Source organism: Terribacillus halophilus (assembly GCF_900101385.1).
In the GTDB taxonomy this organism is placed as follows: Bacteria; Bacillota; Bacilli; order Bacillales; family Amphibacillaceae; genus Terribacillus; species Terribacillus halophilus.
Genome location: NZ_FMZB01000012.1, coordinates 48751 through 70328, shown reverse-complemented (window position 1 = coordinate 70328; position 21578 = coordinate 48751). Strand labels below are relative to the sequence as shown.

The 21578-nt window shown below is 44.1% G+C and carries 19 protein-coding genes; 14 read left to right on the top strand and 5 right to left on the bottom strand.

The features are described from left to right. Positions 1-15 precede the first annotated feature (15 nt). The 4 genes from BLQ53_RS16700 to BLQ53_RS16685 all read left to right on the top strand — a co-directional run bounded on the left by BLQ53_RS16700 (position 16) and on the right by BLQ53_RS16685 (position 3825). Complete coding sequence (locus BLQ53_RS16700; protein ID WP_093728450.1) at positions 16-987, top strand: quinone oxidoreductase family protein; 972 nt, start codon at positions 16-18, stop codon at positions 985-987. Between the two features lie 26 nt (positions 988-1013). Then, entirely contained in the window at positions 1014-1781 is a 768-nt protein-coding gene (locus BLQ53_RS16695; RefSeq protein WP_093728449.1) for an exodeoxyribonuclease III, read from the top strand. Between the two features lie 118 nt (positions 1782-1899). Continuing rightward, on the top strand, positions 1900-3375 hold the full coding sequence (gene dacB, locus BLQ53_RS16690; protein WP_170829747.1) for a D-alanyl-D-alanine carboxypeptidase/D-alanyl-D-alanine endopeptidase: 1476 nt from the start codon (positions 1900-1902) through the stop codon (positions 3373-3375). A 108-nt stretch (positions 3376-3483) separates the two neighbouring features. Further along, the gene (locus BLQ53_RS16685; protein WP_093728447.1) at positions 3484-3825 is read left to right on the top strand and encodes a bh protein; all 342 of its coding nucleotides are present in this window, start codon (positions 3484-3486) and stop codon (positions 3823-3825) included. Positions 3826-3841: 16 nt separating this feature from the next. On the opposite strand, the gene BLQ53_RS16680 is transcribed toward BLQ53_RS16685, so the two are convergent. Next, positions 3842-4036 carry a hypothetical protein gene (locus BLQ53_RS16680; RefSeq protein ID WP_093728446.1) on the bottom strand — a complete coding sequence of 65 codons (195 nt, stop codon included), beginning with the start codon at positions 4034-4036 and terminating at the stop codon, positions 3842-3844. Between the two features lie 304 nt (positions 4037-4340). On the opposite strand from BLQ53_RS16680, the gene BLQ53_RS16675 reads away from it, so the two are divergent. From BLQ53_RS16675 to BLQ53_RS16660, 4 genes are all read left to right on the top strand, one after another. Next, entirely contained in the window at positions 4341-4862 is a 522-nt protein-coding gene (locus BLQ53_RS16675; RefSeq protein WP_170829746.1) for a DUF2812 domain-containing protein, read from the top strand. A gap of 300 nt (positions 4863-5162) precedes the next feature. Next, the gene (locus BLQ53_RS16670; protein WP_093728444.1) at positions 5163-6140 is read left to right on the top strand and encodes a ring-cleaving dioxygenase; all 978 of its coding nucleotides are present in this window, start codon (positions 5163-5165) and stop codon (positions 6138-6140) included. Positions 6141-6248: 108 nt separating this feature from the next. Then, a complete protein-coding gene (locus BLQ53_RS16665) occupies positions 6249-6710 on the top strand; it encodes a CBS domain-containing protein (protein ID WP_093728443.1) in 462 nt (153 codons plus the stop codon). A gap of 98 nt (positions 6711-6808) precedes the next feature. After that, positions 6809-8956 carry a type IA DNA topoisomerase gene (locus BLQ53_RS16660; RefSeq protein WP_093728462.1) on the top strand — a complete coding sequence of 716 codons (2148 nt, stop codon included), beginning with the start codon at positions 6809-6811 and terminating at the stop codon, positions 8954-8956. Between the two features lie 34 nt (positions 8957-8990). Here BLQ53_RS16660 and BLQ53_RS16655 read toward each other — a convergent pair whose 3' ends face one another. Then, positions 8991-9833, bottom strand: coding sequence for an aldo/keto reductase (locus BLQ53_RS16655; RefSeq protein ID WP_093728442.1), 843 nt, complete (start codon positions 9831-9833; stop codon positions 8991-8993). Positions 9834-9991: 158 nt separating this feature from the next. Continuing rightward, a complete protein-coding gene (gene brnQ / locus BLQ53_RS16650; RefSeq protein ID WP_093728441.1) occupies positions 9992-11341 on the bottom strand; it encodes a branched-chain amino acid transport system II carrier protein in 1350 nt (449 codons plus the stop codon). A gap of 199 nt (positions 11342-11540) precedes the next feature. On the opposite strand from brnQ, the gene BLQ53_RS19010 reads away from it, so the two are divergent. Then, the gene (locus BLQ53_RS19010; RefSeq protein ID WP_170829745.1) at positions 11541-11693 is read left to right on the top strand and encodes a hypothetical protein; all 153 of its coding nucleotides are present in this window, start codon (positions 11541-11543) and stop codon (positions 11691-11693) included. Positions 11694-11730: 37 nt separating this feature from the next. Here BLQ53_RS19010 and BLQ53_RS16645 read toward each other — a convergent pair whose 3' ends face one another. Both BLQ53_RS16645 and spoVB read right to left on the bottom strand, forming a co-directional pair. Beyond that, the gene (locus tag BLQ53_RS16645) at positions 11731-12951 is read right to left on the bottom strand and encodes a DHH family phosphoesterase (protein ID WP_093728440.1); all 1221 of its coding nucleotides are present in this window, start codon (positions 12949-12951) and stop codon (positions 11731-11733) included. A 67-nt stretch (positions 12952-13018) separates the two neighbouring features. After that, positions 13019-14545, bottom strand: a complete 1527-nt coding sequence (gene spoVB, locus BLQ53_RS16640) for a stage V sporulation protein B (RefSeq protein ID WP_170829744.1) — start codon at positions 14543-14545, stop codon at positions 13019-13021. A gap of 689 nt (positions 14546-15234) precedes the next feature. Between spoVB and BLQ53_RS16630 the strand changes: the two genes are divergently transcribed. The 5 genes from BLQ53_RS16630 (at position 15235) to BLQ53_RS16610 (ending at position 21563) form a co-directional block, all read left to right on the top strand. After that, positions 15235-15939, top strand: coding sequence for a DUF5058 family protein (locus BLQ53_RS16630; RefSeq protein ID WP_244499380.1), 705 nt, complete (start codon positions 15235-15237; stop codon positions 15937-15939). 17 nt (positions 15940-15956) lie between these two features. After that, positions 15957-16691 (top strand): small-conductance mechanosensitive channel, encoded by a 735-nt coding sequence (locus BLQ53_RS16625; protein WP_244499379.1) that lies wholly within the window; start codon positions 15957-15959, stop codon positions 16689-16691. Then, complete coding sequence (locus BLQ53_RS16620) at positions 16684-18102, top strand: amidohydrolase (RefSeq protein WP_093728437.1); 1419 nt, start codon at positions 16684-16686, stop codon at positions 18100-18102. Before BLQ53_RS16625 ends, BLQ53_RS16620 begins: the two co-directional genes overlap by 8 nt. A gap of 266 nt (positions 18103-18368) precedes the next feature. After that, complete coding sequence (abc-f, locus tag BLQ53_RS16615) at positions 18369-19994, top strand: ribosomal protection-like ABC-F family protein (protein ID WP_093728436.1); 1626 nt, start codon at positions 18369-18371, stop codon at positions 19992-19994. A 306-nt stretch (positions 19995-20300) separates the two neighbouring features. Continuing rightward, the gene (locus tag BLQ53_RS16610; protein WP_244499378.1) at positions 20301-21563 is read left to right on the top strand and encodes a glycosyltransferase; all 1263 of its coding nucleotides are present in this window, start codon (positions 20301-20303) and stop codon (positions 21561-21563) included. Positions 21564-21578 lie beyond the last annotated feature (15 nt).

Below are 21578 nucleotides of genomic sequence, written 5' to 3'. Positions count from 1 at the left end.
CATAGGAGGCTTCATATGCGGGCAATTGCAGCGGCAGTAACAGGCGGTCCGGAAGTGCTGGAATATAAAGACCTGGCAGTACCGGAACCATCTGCGGGTGAAGTAAGGATAAAAGTTTTGAAAGCGAGTGTCCATTTTGCCGATATCAAGAAGCGAAAAGGAACAAAGGGCTCTGGGATTCCTGGTATACTTGGGCTGGATGCAGCCGGAATCATCGATAAATTAGGTCAAGGTGTCACAGGTTTTCATGTCGGAGATCGTGTCATCGCTTTTATGAAAAATGGTGCTTATGCGGAATACGGCATAGCTGATGCCATGCTGGTCTATCCGATAGCAGATCATGTTGATACAGCTATAGCTGCTGCTTGTCCGGTTCCTTCCTTTTTAGCCTTTATGCTGCTAGGTAACATTGGCAGATTGGAAGCGGGGGAAACTGTCTTAATCCATGCGGCATCAGGCGGAACGGGACTGACATTGATACAGCTTGCAAGACAATTAGGTGCCGGCAAAATAATAGCTGCTGTCAGCAGCGAGCAAAAAGCAGCCTTACCAATGGAGCTGGGCGCCGACCATTGTATTACTTATGAAAATCTTATAGAATCGGTGTCGCAGCTGACAGCAGGAGCCGGGGCAGATCTTATTTTGGATTCACTTGCCGGTTCCATGATGGAAGAGAGCTTTACAAGTCTCGCGCCATATGGAAGATTAATAAACTACGGAAATGCCAGCGGTACACCCGGCATGATCAAAACATCGGATGTCCATGCCAGCTGCCGGTCTCTGCTCGGTTTCAGCTTGGGAACGACACGAAAAAAACGACCGGAAGCGCTGAAACGTATTGCAGAACAAGTAGTCGATTTAGTGGAAAGGCGAGAAATCGTGTTTCCGAGCATACAAGAATTCGAGTTGAAAGATGCAACCAAAGCACATCAGTTAATGGAAAGCAGGACACATGCAGGGAAAATAATCCTGCACATCACAGACTAGAGATAAACATCGGGGGAAATAGAGAAATGAAGTTAGTATCATGGAATGTCAATGGAATCAGAGCCTGTGTAAAGAAGGGCTTTCTGGATTATTTTAATGCGCAGGATGCAGATATATTCTGCCTGCAGGAAACGAAGCTTCAAGCAGGGCAAATTGAATTAGATCTGCCTGGATATCATCAATATTGGAACTACGCCGAGCGCAAAGGGTATTCTGGTACCGCAGTATTCACGAAGCAAAAACCGCTGCATGTCACCTATGGTTTGGAAGAGGGCATCAATGAGCCTGAAGGGCGAATCATCACGCTGGAATATGATGATTTTTATTTGGTGACGGTTTATACACCGAACTCCAAGCGGGACTTGGCACGCTTGGCCGAGCGCTTGGAGTGGGAAGACCGGATTCTGTCTTACGTGCGGGAACTGGACAGCCGCAAACCGGTCATCTTATGCGGCGATTTGAATGTTGCCCATCAGGAAATCGATTTGAAGAACTATAAAACAAATAATGGAAATTCCGGTTTCACGAAAGAAGAGCGGGAAAAAATGACGGCTTTCCTTGCTTCTGGTTTTGTTGATAGTTTCCGTCATCTTTATCCGGAGCGCGGGGATGCCTACAGCTGGTGGTCCTATATGAATAAGGTGAGAGAACGCAACATCGGCTGGCGTATTGATTATTTCATCGTTTCTGAACGGTGGAAGGATAAAATAGAAGAAGCTGAGATACATGCAGATACGATGGGCAGCGACCATTGCCCTGTGTGCTTATATATGAAAGATGAAGACACCATGTGATGGTGTCTTTCTTTATGTTCCGGATAATATTTTAAATTATCTGATAGTTTGTTACACTACATACATATGGATTATAACGTACAGGTTAAGCGGGATATGCAAAAAGGAGGAATTGCTGATGCTTCGCAAAGTTACGCGATTATTAGCTGTCGTGCTTTTGTTCTTTGCTTGTTTGATCCCTCACGGGCATATCCGCGTAGCCGGAAAAGAGGATACGATGAAGGAACGGATAAATGAATATTTGGCAAGCGAGAAACATCTAGAGGGAGCTTCGGTTGCGATTCATATCATGGCAGCACAATCAGGAAAGACTATTTACGAGAAAAACGCCGACCAGCGTATGCGACCTGCATCCAATATGAAGCTTTTGACTGCTGCAGCTGTTTTGGATGGGCTGGAGTCAGAGCATCGATTCGAAACGATTATTGCAACAGACGGCCATATCTCAGCAGGACAGCTTTATGGGAATTTGTATTTGATCGGCAAAGGAGATCCCTCCTTGACATATATGGACATCGGGCAGCTGGCAAAACAGTTGTATGGGTTAGGAATTGTAAAAATAAACGGTGATATCATCGCGGATGATACGTATTTCGATCAAGAACGCTACAGTGAGGATACAACTTGGCAAGATGAGTCAGCTTATTATGGTGCCGCTGTCAGCGCTTTGACTGTAGCGCCCGATGCTGATTATGATACTGGAACCGTAAAAATTATCGTGGAGGCGACCTCTTTATCAAAGAAACCAAAAGTGAATGTTATCCCTGCAACAAATTATGTGACCATACGTAATAATGCAACCATTTCCCAAGACGGGGAAGCAGAATTGGAAGTGATTCGAACGCATGGAACCAATGATATCGCCATTTCAGGCACAATGGCTCCAGGTGAAAAAGAGCAGGAATGGGTAGCCGTTTGGGAGCCGACTGAATATGTATTGCATTTGTTCCGGGAAAATCTCGAAGCTGCTGGAATTCAGTTAAATGGCAGCAGTAAAACAGCAAAAGCGCCTGAAAAGACAAAGGAGCTTTTGCGCAAGGAATCTGCTCCACTAAAAGAACTGCTTCCTCCATTCATGAAGCTGAGCAATAACGGCCATGCCGAAATGTATGTCAAGCATATGGGCAGCAAGGAAAAAGCCGGGAACTGGAAAGATGGTATCGAACAAATCGAGCGCTATCTGAATGGCCTGCTGACAACAGAGCAAATGGTGATTAGGGACGGTTCTGGTCTTTCTCATGTGAATGGTATAACAGCGAGCCAGTTGACTGCATTGCTTAAAAACGTCCAGAACGAACCTTGGTTCCCTGCTTTTGAACAATCGCTGCCAGTAGGTGGGGTGACCGAACGGATGGTCGGCGGTACACTCCGCAATCGCTTCGTCGGCACAGAGCTGGCCGGAAAAGTCAAAGCGAAGACAGGGACCCTTACTGGAGTCAGTTCCTTATCAGGCTATATGGAAACCGAATCAGGTGAACGGGTTGTTTTCTCGATTCTGCTTAACGGACTGCTGGACGAAGAGGAAGGACCGCAAATAGAAGATGAACTATTGAAAATCGTATACGAAGAGTTGAAAATCATGCATATAAATTGATGGAAATAGACAGGATATTGGCATGTAAACAGCGAAATGTTTTGATTAGGAAGGAAAAAAGCTGCAGAAAACATTCTAAAAGCCAGACACAGGAAAGAGGAGATAGCATTGAAACGAAGCTGCATGGAAGCAGAGTTATATTGTATCCATTGTCGCGAGGAGTCTCCATTTACCATTACGTACATCAACGATAAGCTTAAGACGATTTGCTGTACTCAATGTCATCATGCGATTGATGTCCGGCTCGATTTGCAGAAGGAATTCAAGCAAGAATGGCAGAACCGCATCCTTTCCAAGCCTTCCAGGATGACGACAGAGTACAAAGACGATCTCAGTCAGTTCCTTTTCACGCTGCCGATCCGGCTGGCGAGCAAACCATATCGATTATATCATGATATCAAAGAATCGCGCATCATCATGCGGGATTTCAAAGATGTCAAGCATTGGTAAGCGCCTGGACATACGTTCAGGCGCTTGTTTTTTGGGATTTGTAATAATCAATCCCTCTTTTTACCGACAATGCAGATAAAGTGATTCCGATTATCAAGAGCACCACAAAAGAGTCTTTTTCATACACAGCAAGTAATAAGGCGCCCACTTGAAAGGAAAGAGCAATTATTGATAAAAATAAAAATCTCCTATCAAATATCGCACTGCGCAATATACCCCACCCCTTTTCCCTTATATTACCATTAGATATAGAAAATATCGATAACTTACACTGTAAAGATTATGATATTATATCGATAGACGACATATATCGTCTATCGATATAATTATAAAAGATGCTCAAAAATGAAAGACTTGCTGCCTTGACTCACATCATTCTGATGGTGCTGCTGCACGATTCACGGGCCGGATACGAAAGAACGTGAAACTCGGTCCAGGCACTAGTTGGATGACTTTCAAATAGACAAGTACGAATATGAGCGAAACAGCAATAAAAAGCAATTAGGGGGAGAATGATGACAGAGAAAAAGAAAATAAGAAAATGGTTTTCGGCTTGGAGCGACCAAAAAGAAGAAGTGTGGCTGCAGCGGATGGCACAGGAAGGGTGGCAACTGGATCATTACGGCCTATTTACATACACCTTCAAAGCAGCTCCGCCAACAAAACTGGTATATCGTCTGGACTATCGAATTGGTACACAAAACGAGGATTATGTTAAGTTGTTCGAGGACGATGGCTGGAATTTGGTCAGTGCATCAGCAGGTTGGTGCTATTTTTGCAAAGAAGATGATGGGACCGATAAATTGGAAATCTATACAGATGCACAATCAAGAGCGGTTAAATATACACATTTATCTAATTTTGTGTTATTCCTTGTCTTGATGCATGTACTCTCATTCTGGATGCCAATGATGGCAAGTGCAAGCAGATTGCCTATTTGGGCAGGGTTGACGGTAGCACCTATAACTTTTTTAGGTGTCTATAGTGTTTATATGCTAAAAAGAAAAGCAAAGAAACTAAACCAATGCAAAATATAGAAATAGAGCCCGTTCTAATCGACTAGAATGGGCTCTATTGTTTTACATAGAAATTGAAATCAAGGCAGAAGCCAGCGGGGGAGAAGACGCTGCAAAAACCTCACAAAACCAAATGAAAAGTGGAATGTAAGTGAATCAACTACCCTTCAATTACGAGTAAAATTGAAATGAATTGAAATGATTAAAATGTTGTATGAGTTTTCTTTGCTTTCTATGTGTTTGACATCATTTCGTATATGCGTCATAATATAGTTATCTCGAATTCGAGGTAATTTCATCATCAGGCTGGAGTGTGACAAAATGAATCATTTAAAAGGTATACACCACGTAACAGCAATTACGAGCAGTGCAGAAAAAAACTATGAATTCTTCACATATGTACTTGGCATGCGCCTAGTCAAGAAAACAGTGAATCAGGATGATATTCAAACTTACCATTTGTTCTTTGCAGATGACAAAGGCAGTTCGGGGACAGATATGACATTCTTCGATTTCCCTGGTATTCCCAAAGGTACCCACGGCACGAATGAAATTTACAAGACGTCATTCAGGGTCCCAACTGACGCAGCTTTGGATTATTGGGTAAAACGATTCGATCGTTTGCATGTAAAACACCATGGCATCAAAGAGCAATTCGGCACAAAAACATTGGCGTTCGAGGATTTTGATGAGCAGCAATATCAGTTGGTCAGCGACGAACACGATGAAGGTGTGGCTTCCGGAACACCTTGGCAGGATGGTCCAGTACCATTGGAGTACGCAATTACTGGGCTTGGACCGATTTTTGTCCGGACAGCACATATCGATTACTTTAAAGAAATGCTCGAAAAAGTACTGGTTTTCCGTCCGGTTGCTCAGGAAGGATCCTTCCATTTGTATGAAGTAGGTGAAGGCGGAAACGGCGCAAGCATCATCCTTGAGCACAATACAATCCTGCCGGACGGGAGACAAGGATTCGGAACTGTACACCATGCTGCTTTCCGTGTAGAGGATCGAGCAGTGCTGGAAGAGTGGATCGAACGGATGCACAGCTTCCAATTCCAGACTTCCGGCTATGTCGATCGTCATTTCTTCGAATCTCTATATTCCCGTGTAGCACCAGGAATTCTATTCGAATTCGCTACTGATGGACCTGGGTTTATGGGAGACGAGCCATATGAAACGCTTGGGGAGAAACTCTCTTTGCCGCCGTTTTTGGAACCAAAGCGCGAACAAATCGAGAAACTTGTCCGTCCAATCGACACAGTACGGAGCACGAAACATTTCGAAAAAGAATGATAAACAGACATCTGCTTACTTGGCAGATGTCTTTTTTTTAGCAGATTCCGTCATGTAAGCGTATAATAAAGGTGTAGCATTCATCCTATACAGAAGGAAGGCTTTTATATGAAAGCAAAAGACTTCATGATAACAGATGTAATAGCAGCGAACGAACAGGATACAGTCAAGCAAGTACTCAAAACGTTTGTTGATCGGCGGATCAGCGGCATGCCGATATTGGACAAAGACCGACGCATCGTAGGCGTCGTCAGTGACGGGGATATATTGCGAGGGATCCAGCCAAAGGATGCAGTCGTCTTCAACTATTTGCTGACTGTAAGCTTCAAAGCAGAGAAAATCGATAAGATCGTTGATGAATTAAAGGATCATCCTATATTGAACCTAGCTAAAAAACGGGGGATAGTCACCGTACACGAGGATGATGAAATGGAGGATGTCGTGAACATCCTAGCCAAACATCGATTCAAGAAGATACCGGTTGTGAACGATCAGAAACAGGTAGTCGGGGTCATCAGCCGCGGGGATGTCCTGCGTACGATTCATTCCACTTTACTTCATGCGCTTTGATGACAAAGCACTGACTCTCTTTAAAGAGTTGGTGCTTTTTATGATAGAATGGAAGTTATGAGCTTGATAGATTAAAGGAGTTTTATCAATATATGAGTATGACTGTCATATTGGCGGAAAAACCTTCGGTTGCGAAGAATATCGCTGATGCATTGAAAATTAAAACAAAACAGGATGGGTTTTATGAAGGTCCTGATTATATCATCACATGGGCTTTCGGTCATTTGCTGCAGTTGTATGACGCGAAAGACTATGACGCGAAAATGGCGAGGTGGAAACTGGATAATTTTCCGTTCGTACCGGAATCGTTCCGTTACAAGGTGAAGTCAAGCCCGCGCAATCGTGATGCTGCTGATCCGGGGGCGAAAAAGCAGATTGCCATCGTGAAACGGCTGATGCAAAGAAGGGATGTCAGCAAGGTTGTGTCTGCTTGTGACTATGACCGCGAAGGGCAGCTGATCGGCGACAGCATCATCAACTATGTCAAGCCGGCCAAGCCCGTCTACAGGCTGCTCCTCAATGAGTGGACCGAACAGGAAGTACTGCGCGGCCTTGGGTCTTTGCGACCAAACACGGAGCTTCAGCCTCTTTATGATGCCGGTATCGGCCGACAATGGGCTGATTGGGTTATCGGCATCAACCTGACTTCGGTAGCAACACTCCGTTATCAGAGCGGTCGTGGCCAAGTGTTGAACATCGGCCGCGTCCTGTTGCCGACTCTAAAAATCATTTATGATCGCGACGAGGAGATCCGCAATTTCAAGCCGGAGCCTTATTTCAAACTGATGGCGACCTTCCGTACACCTGATAAGCAATTCTATGAAGGGGTCTATAAGGAAGGGAAAACGGATAAGTTCAAGGAAAGAGAACCGCTGCAAAACATCCTTCAGCAAATCCAAGGAAAACAAGGACAAATCAAGGACAAGCAGACAGAAGAGAAAAAGGAGTTCTGCCCGCCTTTGTTCAATTTATCAGGTCTGCAAGGTTATATGACGGCAAGATACAGCGGCTGGACATCCGATAAGGTGCTGAAAGTGGCGCAAACCTTATACGAGAAAAAATATATTACGTATCCACGGACCTCCAGTACAGCATTGGAAGAGAGCCTAGTATCCAAAGCGGCTGGTGTACTGAAAAAAGTGACAGCGGGACTGCCTTATGAGTCTGAAATCAAATTTACCCGTTCAAAGCGAGTATTCAATAACAGCAAAGTTTCCAGCCATAGTGCCATCATCCCAACCTACGTTCTGCCAAAAAGGCTTACGCCGGATCAGGAGCTCGTGTATACGGCCATCAAAAACCGTTTTATCATGCAGTTCATGCCGGTCGCGGTATATGAGGAAACCACGCTGGAAACTTGGATTCCGGGTGTGTCTCTATCAGGCAGCTTTATTTCCAAGGGCCGAATTCAGCTTGTAGATGGCTGGAAGAAAGTCGAGAAGCAGCAAACGAAAGAAACACTGCTGCCCGATGTCCAGGAAGGCATGATGGTAGATACGTGGGAAACGGCTGTGACCTCTCATATGACGCAGCCCCCGAAACCGCATACCGAAAAGACGTTATTGCGTGTCATGGAAACTTGCGGCAAAGGTAGACAGGAGGAAGAGGAAATCGGCGAAGTGCTCCGCGGCTTCAGTATCGGGACGGCAGCAACAAGAGCGGAAACAATCAAAAAACTGAAAGACATTCACTACATCAGCAACAAAGGAAAAGAACTGCATGTAACGGAAACAGGTAAGAAGCTGGTGGAAACTTTCCCAGTCAAGCCGTTATTTGACTTGAACTTTACCGGCAGGCTGGAGAAGACATTGGCTGATATCGAGGATGCTAAAGTCGGTCGGGAAGATTTTCTGGATATGATTTTTTCCTTTACAAAAGAAGCTGTCCAAACGATGAAACAAGATGAAGCAGCTCCGATCCGGACAATCGAAAAGCAAACCCTCACCCATGAAGTACTAGGCAAGTGTCCGGCTTGTGGCGGAGAAGTCGTGGAAGGGTACAAAGGATTTGGCTGTAAAAACTACAAAAAGTCTTGCAGCTTCATTATTTGGAAAGCCGATAAATTCCTGGCAGCCATGCGGAAGAAGCCGACAAAGACGATGGTGAAAGCATTGCTCAAAAGCGGCACTGCCCATGTAAAAGGGCTGACAAGCAAACGAGGCAAAAAGTTTTCTGCTTATCTTTCTTATGAAAAGAATCCAGATAACGACTATTATAGCTGGAAAATGGAATTCGAGAAAAAATAACGAGAGCGCTGTGCAAAATCTGCACAGCGCTTTTTTAAAATTCTTCATAAACTGCCGGGTCTTGGTCGGCAATACGTCCGTCCGCCTTTGTCAGGCTGCTAATTTTGTCCATGTCGACTTGATCGAGCTCAAAATCGAAGAGGGTAATATTCTCAAGCTGTCTGCTTGGCGTAGCCGATTTAGGAATGGCGATGCTTCCAAGCTGGTAATGCCAACGCAATACGATTTGAGATACAGATCTGCCGTGGGTTTCGGCAATTTCAGTTAACAATGGATGATCCAGCAGATTCGTCTTTCGGCCAAGCGGACTCCATGATTCCGTCACGATACCATTTTCCTCGTGATAGTGTCGTTGTTGTTCTTGATTGAAAAAGGGATGCAGCTCGATCTGGTTGATGACTGGCAGCTCACCTGTTTCTGCTTTGAGTCTGTCCAAATGTTCAGGCAAGAAGTTGCACACACCAATCGAACGGATAAGACCCCATTTGCGTGCATCAAGTAAAGCTTGCCAGGCTTCGACGTAGTGGTCTTGATTCGGATTGGGCCAATGGATCAAATACAAGTCATAATAATCCAGGCCAGCACGATAAAGGGATTCCTGAATCGCTGTAACCGCATCATCATACTGCTGGTAACGGCCGGGAAGCTTGGATGTCACCAGGATTTCTTCTCGCGGTATACCATGCTGTTTGATGGCCTGTCCGACAGTCGCTTCATTCTCATAGTTATAAGCAGTGTCCAAAAGGCGATAGCCAGCATCAATCGCGCTGCGGATTGCCTGCACACCTTGGCTCCCTTTCAATTGATAGGTACCGAAGCCCACAGCAGGAAAAATAGAACCATCATGCAATTTAATGGTAGGGATATGTTTATGCACCTAACTCTCTCCTTTCCAATTCGTTCTATAAGCGTAGCATAAATGGTAAAGATTGTCCTAAGTCAGCAGCTTTGCATCTTCGAGTCGACACAGCTATGTAATATTTCAAAAGAAAACACGCTTGGAATTATCCCAAGCGTGCTTTCTTGTTATTAAGCTTATCGTGCATCTGCATTCTTTAGTTCATTTTGGTCAGATCGAGTAACTAAATGGATGATGAATCCGATCACAGCTCCAACAATTGCCGGCAATAGCCAGCCAAGCCCTACGCTGTACATCGGCAGGTTATCTATCAGGAATTCCTGTACTCCAGGGATAGGCAGCTTTGCTGCATTCAATCCCTCCATCAAGCTGACTGCAAATGTGAAAAGCAGGCTTATCAAGTAAACGGCTCTGCTTCCAGCAAAGGCATTATGCAAGAAGGTCAGGAAAATCAAGACGATTGCAAGCGGATATATGATCGTTAGAACAGGGACACTGAATGCGATGATATTAGCCAATCCTGCATTTGCGATAACAGCACTGAAAATGGTAAGCACAACGGCAATAATGTTATAAGGTACTTTAGGGAGCAGACGACTGAAATAGCTGCTGCATGCTGTTACCAAACCGATACTTGTTGTCAAGCAGGCACCCAGTACAATCAAACCAAGCAAGGCGTTTCCTAGTGTGCCGTAATAGGATTCAGAAACTCCAGCTAGTACGGCACCGCCATTATCCAGCAAACCTATTCCAGTTACACTTGTTGCACCAAGATAAGATAAAGACGTATAAATCAAAGCAAGTAGTGCAGCGGCAATCAAAGCAGCTTTCGTTGTGAAACTAAGTATACTTTTACGGTCCGAGATACCAATGTTTTTTACAGAATTGATGACAATGATTCCGAATACGAATGCTGCCAATGTATCCATCGTCAGATAGCCTTCCTGGAAACCTTTGAAGAAAGCGTTGCTACTGTATGTTTCCGTTGGATTTTGTGGACTGCCGATCGGGTTGATAAGCACAGTGATAATCAAGACCGCGATGAATAGAAGCAGAGCTGGTGTCAAATACTTCCCGACTACATCAACAATTTTAGCTGGCTTCAAAGAGAAGAAGCACGTAATCCCGAAGAACAAGATGGAATAAATGATCAATGGCCATGGTCCGCTATCATCAGCTAAAAATGGCTGGATGCCGATTTCAAATGATACTGTACCTGTACGCGGCATCGCAAATAATGGACCGATGGATAGATATAAAATGATGGTAAAAGCAAGCCCAAAGATCGGATGCGCCCGGCTGGCTAAGTCCTGCAGATCATTTTTACCTGAAATGGCGAAGGCTAGGATACCGAGAAGCGGTAAGCCGACACCAGTGATGATGAAGCCAAGGTTTGCAGTCAATACATTGGTTCCAGACTGTTGGCCAAGAAGAGCGGGGAAGATCAGGTTGCCTGCCCCAAAGAAAAGGGCGAATAGCATGAAACCAGTAACGATGACATAAGAAAATGGAATTGATTTTTTCACGATAAATGCCTCCAAGCAGAAACGTTTTCTAAATAGTTAGACAATTCAATAAATGAAATATTGAAAATATTTGAACTATGTTAGAGATTCTACCATATATCTTGAGAGGCAACAACTATAAAAATAATGTTACATACAGGGTATATTTCATCCCGCATTCGGCATATATAAATAAAAAGGCCATTTGGAGGCAGAATATATGCATTTTACGGACAAGGATATCTTTTATACAGAGTTGAAACGGCTGGAGGATGAATACAGACGGTGTCCGGAACCGCAAATCCGGAATTTGATACATGAAGATATATTGCTGATCGAACAAGCAATCGCGACAGCAGAAGAACAACAATAAAAAGGGCGGAAAACAATGACATGTTTTCCGCCTTTTTTTAGTTTTCTTGATTCTTATGGACTGGCTGATCTACGGTAAGGTCCTGTTTCTTCACGCGTTCACTCAAATATTTAACGTAGCGGTGATCAGTGACGAGGAAAGCGAGTTCGTCCCGTTTCAATTGTCTTTCCGCTTCTTCGAATGATTTAAAGCCGATTTCTGCTGGCTGTTGATTTTTCATGATGTAATACTTTCGGTTTTGTTGCACGATAAGGAACTTATCATTTTGCTCATTTGCATACAACGTTCCAAGATCATTTTCGGGCACGTTGAATCGATTATCGATCGCATCCGGTCGCAATGTCTGCAGATCGAAAGCTTTCTTTACGAACAATTCAAAAGCATCTTCGGTTAATGATGCTCCGGACGCTTTTTGATGTCCGCCGCCGCCGTAGTTGCCGGCAATTGCTGATACATCGACATCATCATGGATTGTACGGAGACTTAAGCGTTTTGTCCCCATCATCACCATGACAATCAAATCAAGATGCGGGAACGTTTTGCCTAAATCATTGCCTAATTCAGAGAGATAGGACTCTGCATGGACGACACCAGCTAAATATGTATCTATTTTGACAGGAACGACTTGTTTCCTTTTTTTGCGGATATAACGGGCTGTCTGGGCATCCTGCACTTTCAGCAATTTCTCTTCCAAATCGCTGAAAACAAACGTGTCACCCTGCTGTAAGCGATCAATCATCTCATCGGCAAATTCTTCGATGCTCTGCAGGAAGAGAAGGGCATTCAGCTGCTTGGCAGCTTCATTCTGCCGTTTTTCCCATTCCCATGTATCATATTGGCGGACAAGCTCGACAAATTCGCTCACCGCATTTGTTTTCTCCAAATGCCCTTCACTCACCAGGACGTCATACAGCATACTTGTTGCCGAAGTCTGCTTTCCATCTTCTTGCTTTGTCTCAATCCATGCCCAATCGTGGGCATTCAGATGTTCACTTGTCTTGTGATGGTCGATAAGGCGAGCCTTTCCGCCGGATTGAATGAATTCGCTGATGGCAGCTTCATTCTCTTCATTCACTGCCAAGTCCGTCACCCATAATTCTTTCTCATGCTGGGTTTCATCAGCCAGGAATTTCTTTACTTCTTCATTCAGACTGCTGATGGAGTTATAGCGGATATCAACATCCTCTCCAAAAGCGAGTGTCGCCAAAATACCACAGCCGACACCGTCCAAGTCATTATGCGTCAATAGTTTATACATCTCTTCACCTCAATTACTAGTATTAGTATAACCTAGCGGAAATATCGGCTTCAAGCATGATTGTCTGCTACTGTTCTTGTTTGAATAGTCGGAATCGGTGGAGAAGGAGCAAATAAAAGGCAGCAGATACGAGCAGTACGCTGCTTAACAGTACATATCCATTTGTAATATAGGAATCCAGCGTCATATACAAGAAAATTGCGCAGGATGCCATACAGGTGATGGCCAATAGCAGTTTGTAGAACCGGGCAAAACTGAATGGGAAACGGACCGCCTGATAAAGACTCGCAAAGTGCAGCACTGTACCAAGTACTTCCCCTAAGTTCAGCCCGAGAATGACACCATTTACCCCCATGCTCGGCTGAGAAGCAACAAAATAGATCATCAAAAGACTTGCAAGAGCAGCAATGAGATTGTTATACAAGACAACACTGCTCTTCCCGATCCCGATCAGCACCGCCTGGAGCGGTATCTGTAAGTAGCTGAGCATAAAGCAAAAGATCATTTTTTGAATGAGCAGGCCAGCTTCTTCCGAATGATAGAACAAGCCAGTCAGATCGGGCGCAAAGAAATAAAGAAACAGCGCCCAAGGAATGCAGATCATCATGGTGACATTGATCACCTGGTTTATATTGCTGTACATTTCTCGGAATTGACGCCTTGCGTATAAGTCACTGATGGAAGGGAGCAAATTTGTCGATAAGGAATGAGTGATGAATGTCGGGACGAATACGAGCGGCATCACATACCCCATTAAAAGACCATATGTTTCGGTAGCCGTCTCGGCAGTGAGTCCGGCTGTTAGAAAGCTGTGGGTGATGATAATCGGCAGCAGTACACCTGCGAAGCTATTGACCAAATGGCTGCCGGTATTCGGTAATGCGACCCTTATCAAGTCACGGGTATGCTGTTTCCCGTCACGAACGAGATCACCGATGATATGGAAAAAACGCCACTTGAATTCCTTTTGTCTGTTGAAAGCGACCATCAAAACCCCTAAAGATATCGCTTCCCCGATGACCATGCTGATGACAGCGCCAGCAGCAGCTACCCCGAGTCCATATGGAAGCAGGTATTGGACGAGCATGTACGTCACAACAAGCTGCACACTTTGTTCCAAAATTGAGGCAAACGCTCCAGGGGACATATACTGTTTTCCATGGAAGTAACCTTTTAAAATGGACGATATCGCGACTATCGGGATGATCGGGATGATAGCCATAAATGTGTAGATTGCCCGCTCATCGGCAAATAAAATTCCAGGAGCAAAGTGAAGGACACCAAATAAAAGCAAAGATGTGACAACACTTAATGTACCTGTTATCAAAAAGGAGAGAGAAAGGACATGCCGCAGTCTTGTCCGATTATTCGTCGCATTATTTTCTGCCACGAGATTGGCGACCGCCACCTCGAGCCCAAACCCCGTGACCGCAATCAAGAGACCAGTAATCGGCATTGCCATCATGGCAAGCCCGATTCCTTCCGGTCCTAACAGCCGTGACAAAACGATTCCGTTTATGAATCCAATCAGCTTGCTGTAGCAAGCCGCCACAGCCAAAATGATCGTACCTTTTAATAATGATTGTTTCCCCACATTTGTCACCTCAACTTGTCCATAGTCTAGATGTATGTGGATCTGGGAGTGTTTATGTCATCGAGGAGTGTTCACAGACAGGTGAGGTACAAAGAATTTTATTCTATAATAATATGACAGGAATCGATTGGAGGAGCAGATTGACAGTGTTTTACGAAACAGGAATTGAAAGAACTGATAGCAGGCAACGTGATAGGAGACAGTTTTCCATACGTTACAAAAGACGAGGAAATGATTGAAGCTCACATGCCGAAAATGCACGGTCTTCTTTGTCTTTTCAAACGACCATTCCAACAATCTATCGCGAACCCGGAAATTACATCATTATGGATGCTATCTTTTATTGGGAAGATTAACGCGAACGAAAGATAGACAGAATTAGTTTTGGCTATTGTATGTATCGAATGGGAACAGCAAATAGTGCTATCAAAATTCAAGGCAATTCATTTATTCAATGGGTTGCTCTTTTTTTCTTGCATTCCTTTAAAGATAAAAGCTTGTAAGCAGCATTTTATTACTAAATGAAGGGATTTTGATAAAAAAACTGACAAGCGCTAGGTAAGATTCCGTATTGATTTCTCTTAACTTTTACTCCTATATGACTGTTTTTCATAAAGGTTTTGACACCAAGTACTCTCTCAATTACCATAAAAATCAGAATTATTTATCAATTAAAAGGGGGCTATACATTGCCGATTTCCGAAATCATGAATAGCGGGATTCTCTGGGTATTCTGTCTGCTTGTCGTCAGTATCGTCCTTTTCCAAGGGGTCGTATTTGTCAGGTCAGCTTACCAGGCTAGATCCTCAGTTGGTATGACCGAGCAGGAAGCCAGGAGTGCTATGAAAACCGGTGCTATCGCCGCCATTGGTCCTGCACTGGGGAATATTATCATTGCAGTTTCGCTGATGACGTTGATCGGTAACCCGCTTACCATGATGCGCAGTGCGATCATTGGTTCGTCAGCTACAGAATCTCTTGGTGCTCAGATGGCCTCAAGCGCATATGGCACAGAGCTTGGAACAGCTGACTTTGGTCCGGAGGCGTTCACAACAATTGCTTGGACATTATGCATCGGTGGTACTGGCTGGCTGCTCGTTACATTTTTCTTCACAAAGTCACTTGGTTCTTTCCAAAAGAAAATCACAGCAAGGAAAAACGGGACAAAAAAGATGGTAGTCATTTCGACGGCAGCCATGCTCGGTGCCTTCGGTTACTTTGCCGCAAATGAAGCGGTAAAAAGCAGTAGTCATACTCTTGTCATTCTTACAAGTATCGGAATAACGATCATTACCTTGCTGGCAGCAAATAAACTGCAGAAAAACTGGCTGAAAGAATGGGCTTTAGGATTTGCCATCGTCGGAGGTCTGACAGTTGGCTACTTTATAGGATAAGAAACGGGGGAAAAGAAATGGCCAAAACAGCCGAACAGATAGCAGTGCAGGAACAGGTAATCGAAACGCAGGAGCAGACGTTTGAAGCATTCCAAACGAATGCACACTTTTGGGGCAGGCTTACAATTGGCTGTGTTATCGTTTTATCGGCGGCATTGCCGCTTTACCTATCATTCGTTAAAGGCTATCACCCTGGATGGCAAGCCATTTTCGCTGCCTTTGTAGCATATATCGCCCTGGTAGGATTTGCCTGGGTGATAGAGCCTGTGAGTTACTACGCGACCCTTGGCGTTTCCGGTACTTATTTGAGTTTCCTCACCGGGAATATAGCCAATATGTGCTTGCCATCTGCGGCGGCTGCACAACATGTCATCGGCGCAGATCCCGGTACAAGGAAAGGAGAAGTGGCTGCCACATTGGCGATTGCTGCTGCCAGCTTCATGAATATAGCTGTACTCATTCCAGTAATTTTGGCTGGTTCCTATATCCTTTCTGTCATACCGGAGTCCGTCCAAGCAGCATTCACATATATCATTCCTGCCATCTTCGGCGGTATGATGACGCAATTAGCCATGAAGAAACCGCTTTTTGGTGTCATCGGTATCGTCTTCGGAATCTTGATGACACAACTCCCAATCCCCGTCTTCTTCAAAGGGTTGGTGTGCATGTTTCTCACCGTTATCATTTGCGTTCTTTTGGAAAATTACCAAACATCAAAAACTACGACTGAAGGAGAGATGATTCATGAGTAAAAAAGAATTGCTTGGTATTCTCCAAAATCTGGGGAATGTCACAGGAAGCCTTGCGCTTGATATCTGGCAAAATCCTCAAATTGCTTATGAGGAAACGTATGCGAGTGAAGCTCAGAAGGAAGTTCTCTCCGATGCGGGGTTCCGTATAACAGATAAGATTGGAGGGATGCAAACGGCCTTTTACGCAGAATACGGGCAAGGCGGTCCGGTCATCGGCATCCTAGGTGAATTTGATGCCTTACCTGGTCTGTCCCAATCAAGTAAGCCGTATAAAGATCCCGTCACAGTGAATGGTCCTGGCCACGCCTGCGGTCATCACCTGCTCGGAACTGCCGGTGTAGAAGCAGTGTTGGCTTTAAAGGAACTGATCGGTCAAGGCAAGGTGAATGGCACAATTCGCTATTATGGCTGTCCGGCAGAAGAATTACTTTCCGGAAAGACTTTCATGGCAAAGGAAGGGGTATTCGACGATATGGACTGCTGTCTCACCTGGCACCCAGGTACCAGTAATGTCGTTCAGAATTACAGCACACAAGCAATGATTTCGATTAAATTCCGTTTCCATGGTGTGCCGGCGCATGCAGCGGGTGCTCCGCATGCGGGACGAAGTGCGCTGGATGCGGTGGAAATCATGAATATCGGTGCTAACTATCTGCGGGAGCATCTGGTTGACGGCACTAGAATTCATTATAGCATCACAAACGGCGGCCAAGCGCCGAACATCGTGCCCAATGAAGCGGAAGTCTGGTATTATCTGCGCGGAGCCAATCGGGATCAAGTCGAGGATATGCTTGGTCGGATGCATGATATAGCTAAAGGGGCAGCATTGATCACAGGCACGACAACATCTCATGAACTTTTGGCGAATTGCTATCATATGCTGACCAATGATACGTTGGATACATTGAATTACCGCAATATGGAGGATTATCCGATGGAAAGCTTCACTTCCGATGAAGTTGCTTATGCGGCTATTTTGCGAAAATCGATGGATCCAAAGCTGATTGAAGCATCACGCCTCCAGTTGCAGCTTGATACGAATGATATATTGCCGACGAAGAACTTCTATGACACGTCAATGAAAGGTACGACGATGCCCGGGTCGACAGATGTTGCCGATGTCAGCTGGATCACACCGCTTGCAAGTATCCAAACGACTTGCGGTCCGATTGGCACCCAAGTTCATGCTTGGCAAGCCACAGCTGTATTCGGAACGAGCATCGGACTAAAGGGGATGCATTATGCGGCACGCATTATGGCTTTGACTGCATACGATCTTTTGGCTGAACCAGCTCTCGTGGAACAAGCAAAAGCGGAGTTTACAGAGTCCAGTGCCGGCAGTCCTTTCAAAGCTGGTCTAGATGATAGTGTATTGGCGCCAGGAACAGAACGAAAAGAGCAATTGATTTAAGTGGCATTGACTTCCAAATTAATTTTGTTATACTGAAAGTACTAAACACGAGAGGATGATGGGTGGACAATGATTGACTAATCTTATTTTTTCACGAATTGAAAAGTCATTTTCAACGCGTACAAAATAGGATTAGTCTGCCCATCATAATTAACGGAAACATACAGCCCTTAGGGCATGTGTGTGCATTTCTGGTACGGCTAATCCTTCCAATTCATTTTGGGAGGATTTTTTTCTGTCCTCCTAACATTAAGGAGCGGATTTATATGAAAGAACTAATCAAATTACAGCAAGTCAGTTATTACTATGGTGAACGTCCAATATTACAAGGAGCAAATGCAACAGTCCATCAAGGTGATATCATCGGGATAACTGGGAGGAATGGTGCTGGAAAGAGCACATTATTGCAGCTTTTGGCAGGAAATAAGGAAGTGACAGAGGGGAACATATGGAGGGAGGATATGCTTGATATAGAATTGGTCGAACAAGAGAGTGATAGCTACACGTCTGAGTCACAGTCTGAAGCGGCCATCTTACTCGGTAAATGGCAAGTGCCATCCGTTTCTTATCCCCAAATGAGCGGTGGGGAGAAACTGAAAGCAAGACTTGCGAACGGATTTTCGAGTCAAGCGGAAATTTTACTGTTGGATGAACCAACCAATCATCTGGACGAAGACAGTGTCAATCTTTTGATAGAGCAAATCAAAAAAACAAACAAAACGATATTGATTGTTTCACATGACCGGTATTTTTTGGATGAAGTATCAACAAAAATATGGGCGATTGAAAATCAGGTACTTCGTACTTTTGCGGGGAATTATACTGCATATACAGATCATCGGCAGAAGGAAAAAGCGGCGCAGCAGCATGCCTATGAAAAACAACAAAAGCGTATCCAGCAAATCGAAGGACAAATCGCGTCCCTGCAAAACTGGAGCACTAAAGCCCATGCCCGATCAACCAAACAGGAAGGCTTCAAGGAATTTTATCGTAAAAAAGCTAAACGGATGGATAAGGCTGTGAAATCGAAACAAAAGCGACTTGAAAAAGAATTGGCAAACGAAGAAGTCCAGGCAGTCATGCCGGAAAAGAGCATTTCCTTTGAGCTAAAACATGTGAAGAAAAAAGGAAATAGGTTTATGGAATGTAAAAATGTATCCAAACGTTTCGGAGAAAAGGTACTTTTTCAGGATGCCAATTTCACAATCAAACACGGAGAGAAAGTCAGCTTACAAGGACCGAATGGATGCGGAAAGACTACGTTCTTCCGCATGATAACTGATGATGAACCTTATTCAGGGGAAATATGGATCTCCCCAACAGCAAACATCGGGTATCTTTCTCAGAATGTGTTTGATCTCCCCTTAGAAAAGACACCTGCCCAGCTTTTTCATCAAGAGACGTTCGCAGATAGAGGGCAAGTTCAGTCGCTGTTGTTGCATCTCGGTTTTGAAATAGGAAGCTGGACGCTGCCGATCGTGGATATGAGTATGGGAGAACGCGTGAAATTAAAGCTCATGCAGCACATCTTGGAAGATAAGGATGTATTAATGCTGGATGAACCGACAAATCACATGGACCTGCCATCCCGCGAGCAGCTGGAACAAACACTATCAGTCTACAGCGGCACGCTGCTGGTTATCTCGCATGATCGTTATTTCCGTGAAAAAGTAACCGATATACAGTTGAAAATACAAAATGGTAAGATGAGTAAAAATATAAGTACAGCAGCTGAAACAGACACAGATGATATTCTGCTATTGCAGTTGGAAAATGAACGGCAAGAAGTACTGGGTAAGCTGAGCATGCTGACAGCAGCCGATCCGGAATATGAGAAATTGGATGATCGGTTTATGGAACTGACCAATAAGATCAATGCGTTGAAGAAGTAGAGGGGGTTGAATAACTATGTTATAAAACGTTTGGTTCACGTTCCAAGCGTTTTATAACATATAGGAGTAAATCGGTACGAAACAGCATTAAAATATTCTGCGGAGTTTACATAAAATATTAGGCAATAACATTAAAGCACTTGCTAGTGTAATTTACGTTAGCGTTGCGATTTTATTAACGAAATTGAAGTGAATGTGCTGGTTTCAGCAACAGACAAGTATTAAATTTTAATATGCAATTGTAAATAAACTGTAATTTAATGCCAAAACACTTGATAACGACGAATTTAATGTTTTATACTGACGTTGTGTTTCTTTGAAAAACATCTAAGGGGTGGGATAATCAAAAAAACAATTTTATTTGCGCCAGAAACATTCAATCTCGCTGAAACAACCAGGTCGATCGAAGTTGCAAAGAAAAGCGCTGAACACTTTACATGTGTCTTTGTCGGCTATTCCGAAAAATATGCTTATTTGATCAAGGAAGCCAATTTTACCTTCATCCATTTAAAACCACATCTAAGCGAGCGGGATATAGACCAAATCATGAAAGTGGACCAAATGAAGGGGATAAGGCATCCATTCACCTACAAAATGCTTAAAGCTCGCATCAGCAGCGAAAAGAAAATCATCGAAACGTATCGTCCTGCTGCAGTTGTAATCGGAACTACATTAAGCATGTTCATCTCAGCTAGAGCATGTCATACTCCACTCATCTACATAAAGCCTTTTGCTTATACAAGAACGTATTTTCTAAAAGGACATCTAGAACTCCCCTCCAGTTTAAATAAAAATTACTTTCCGAAAGAATTACTCAAAAGAATCTACACAAAAACAGCTCTGCGCATCACTTACAAACCAAGAGCCTTTGTAAAAATTGCAAAAGAAGAAAATGTTTCACTTCCTAAAAGCACCATCGACGCACTGGATGCGGATCATAATCTCATCACTACCATTCCTGAATTAAGCGGCGTTAATGATTTACCACGTAATTACACGTATATTGGTCCTGTTTTTGCCAAGCTGGAAAATCAAATACCTTCCTTCTTAACGAATCTCCCAAAAAATCGTCCGGTGATTTACTTTGCCATGGGGAGCTCGGGAAGCAAGGAAATGATTATCCGTGTATTAAAGGCCCTGGAACAGCTCCCATACACCATCATATGTCCCATGAAAGATAAGTTGGGCATGCTTGAAGCAAATGTTGCCTGGAACAGTAATATTCATCTCTGCGACCTGCTGCCCGCACATAAGTTAGCCGGTTTGATTGATTTGTCCATCATTCATGGCGGAGAGGGAACTGTCCAAACCGCCTGCTTATCCGGCAAACCATTTATCGGGATCGGATTGCAGCAAGAACAGCTTGCAAATATACGTGATTGTGTTTTATACGGTAACGCGCTCGAGCTTAAAAAGGGGCATATTGCTACAAACAGCTTGGATAGGTTAATCAATTACGCACTCCAAAGCAGTAAGATGCGAGAACGTGCCATTGCAATGCGAGAGCTATTAAAGGATATAGATGGTCCAGAAAACGCAGCAAAATTCCTAGTGCAAAAATTCTATTAAACAAATCCGGAGGGT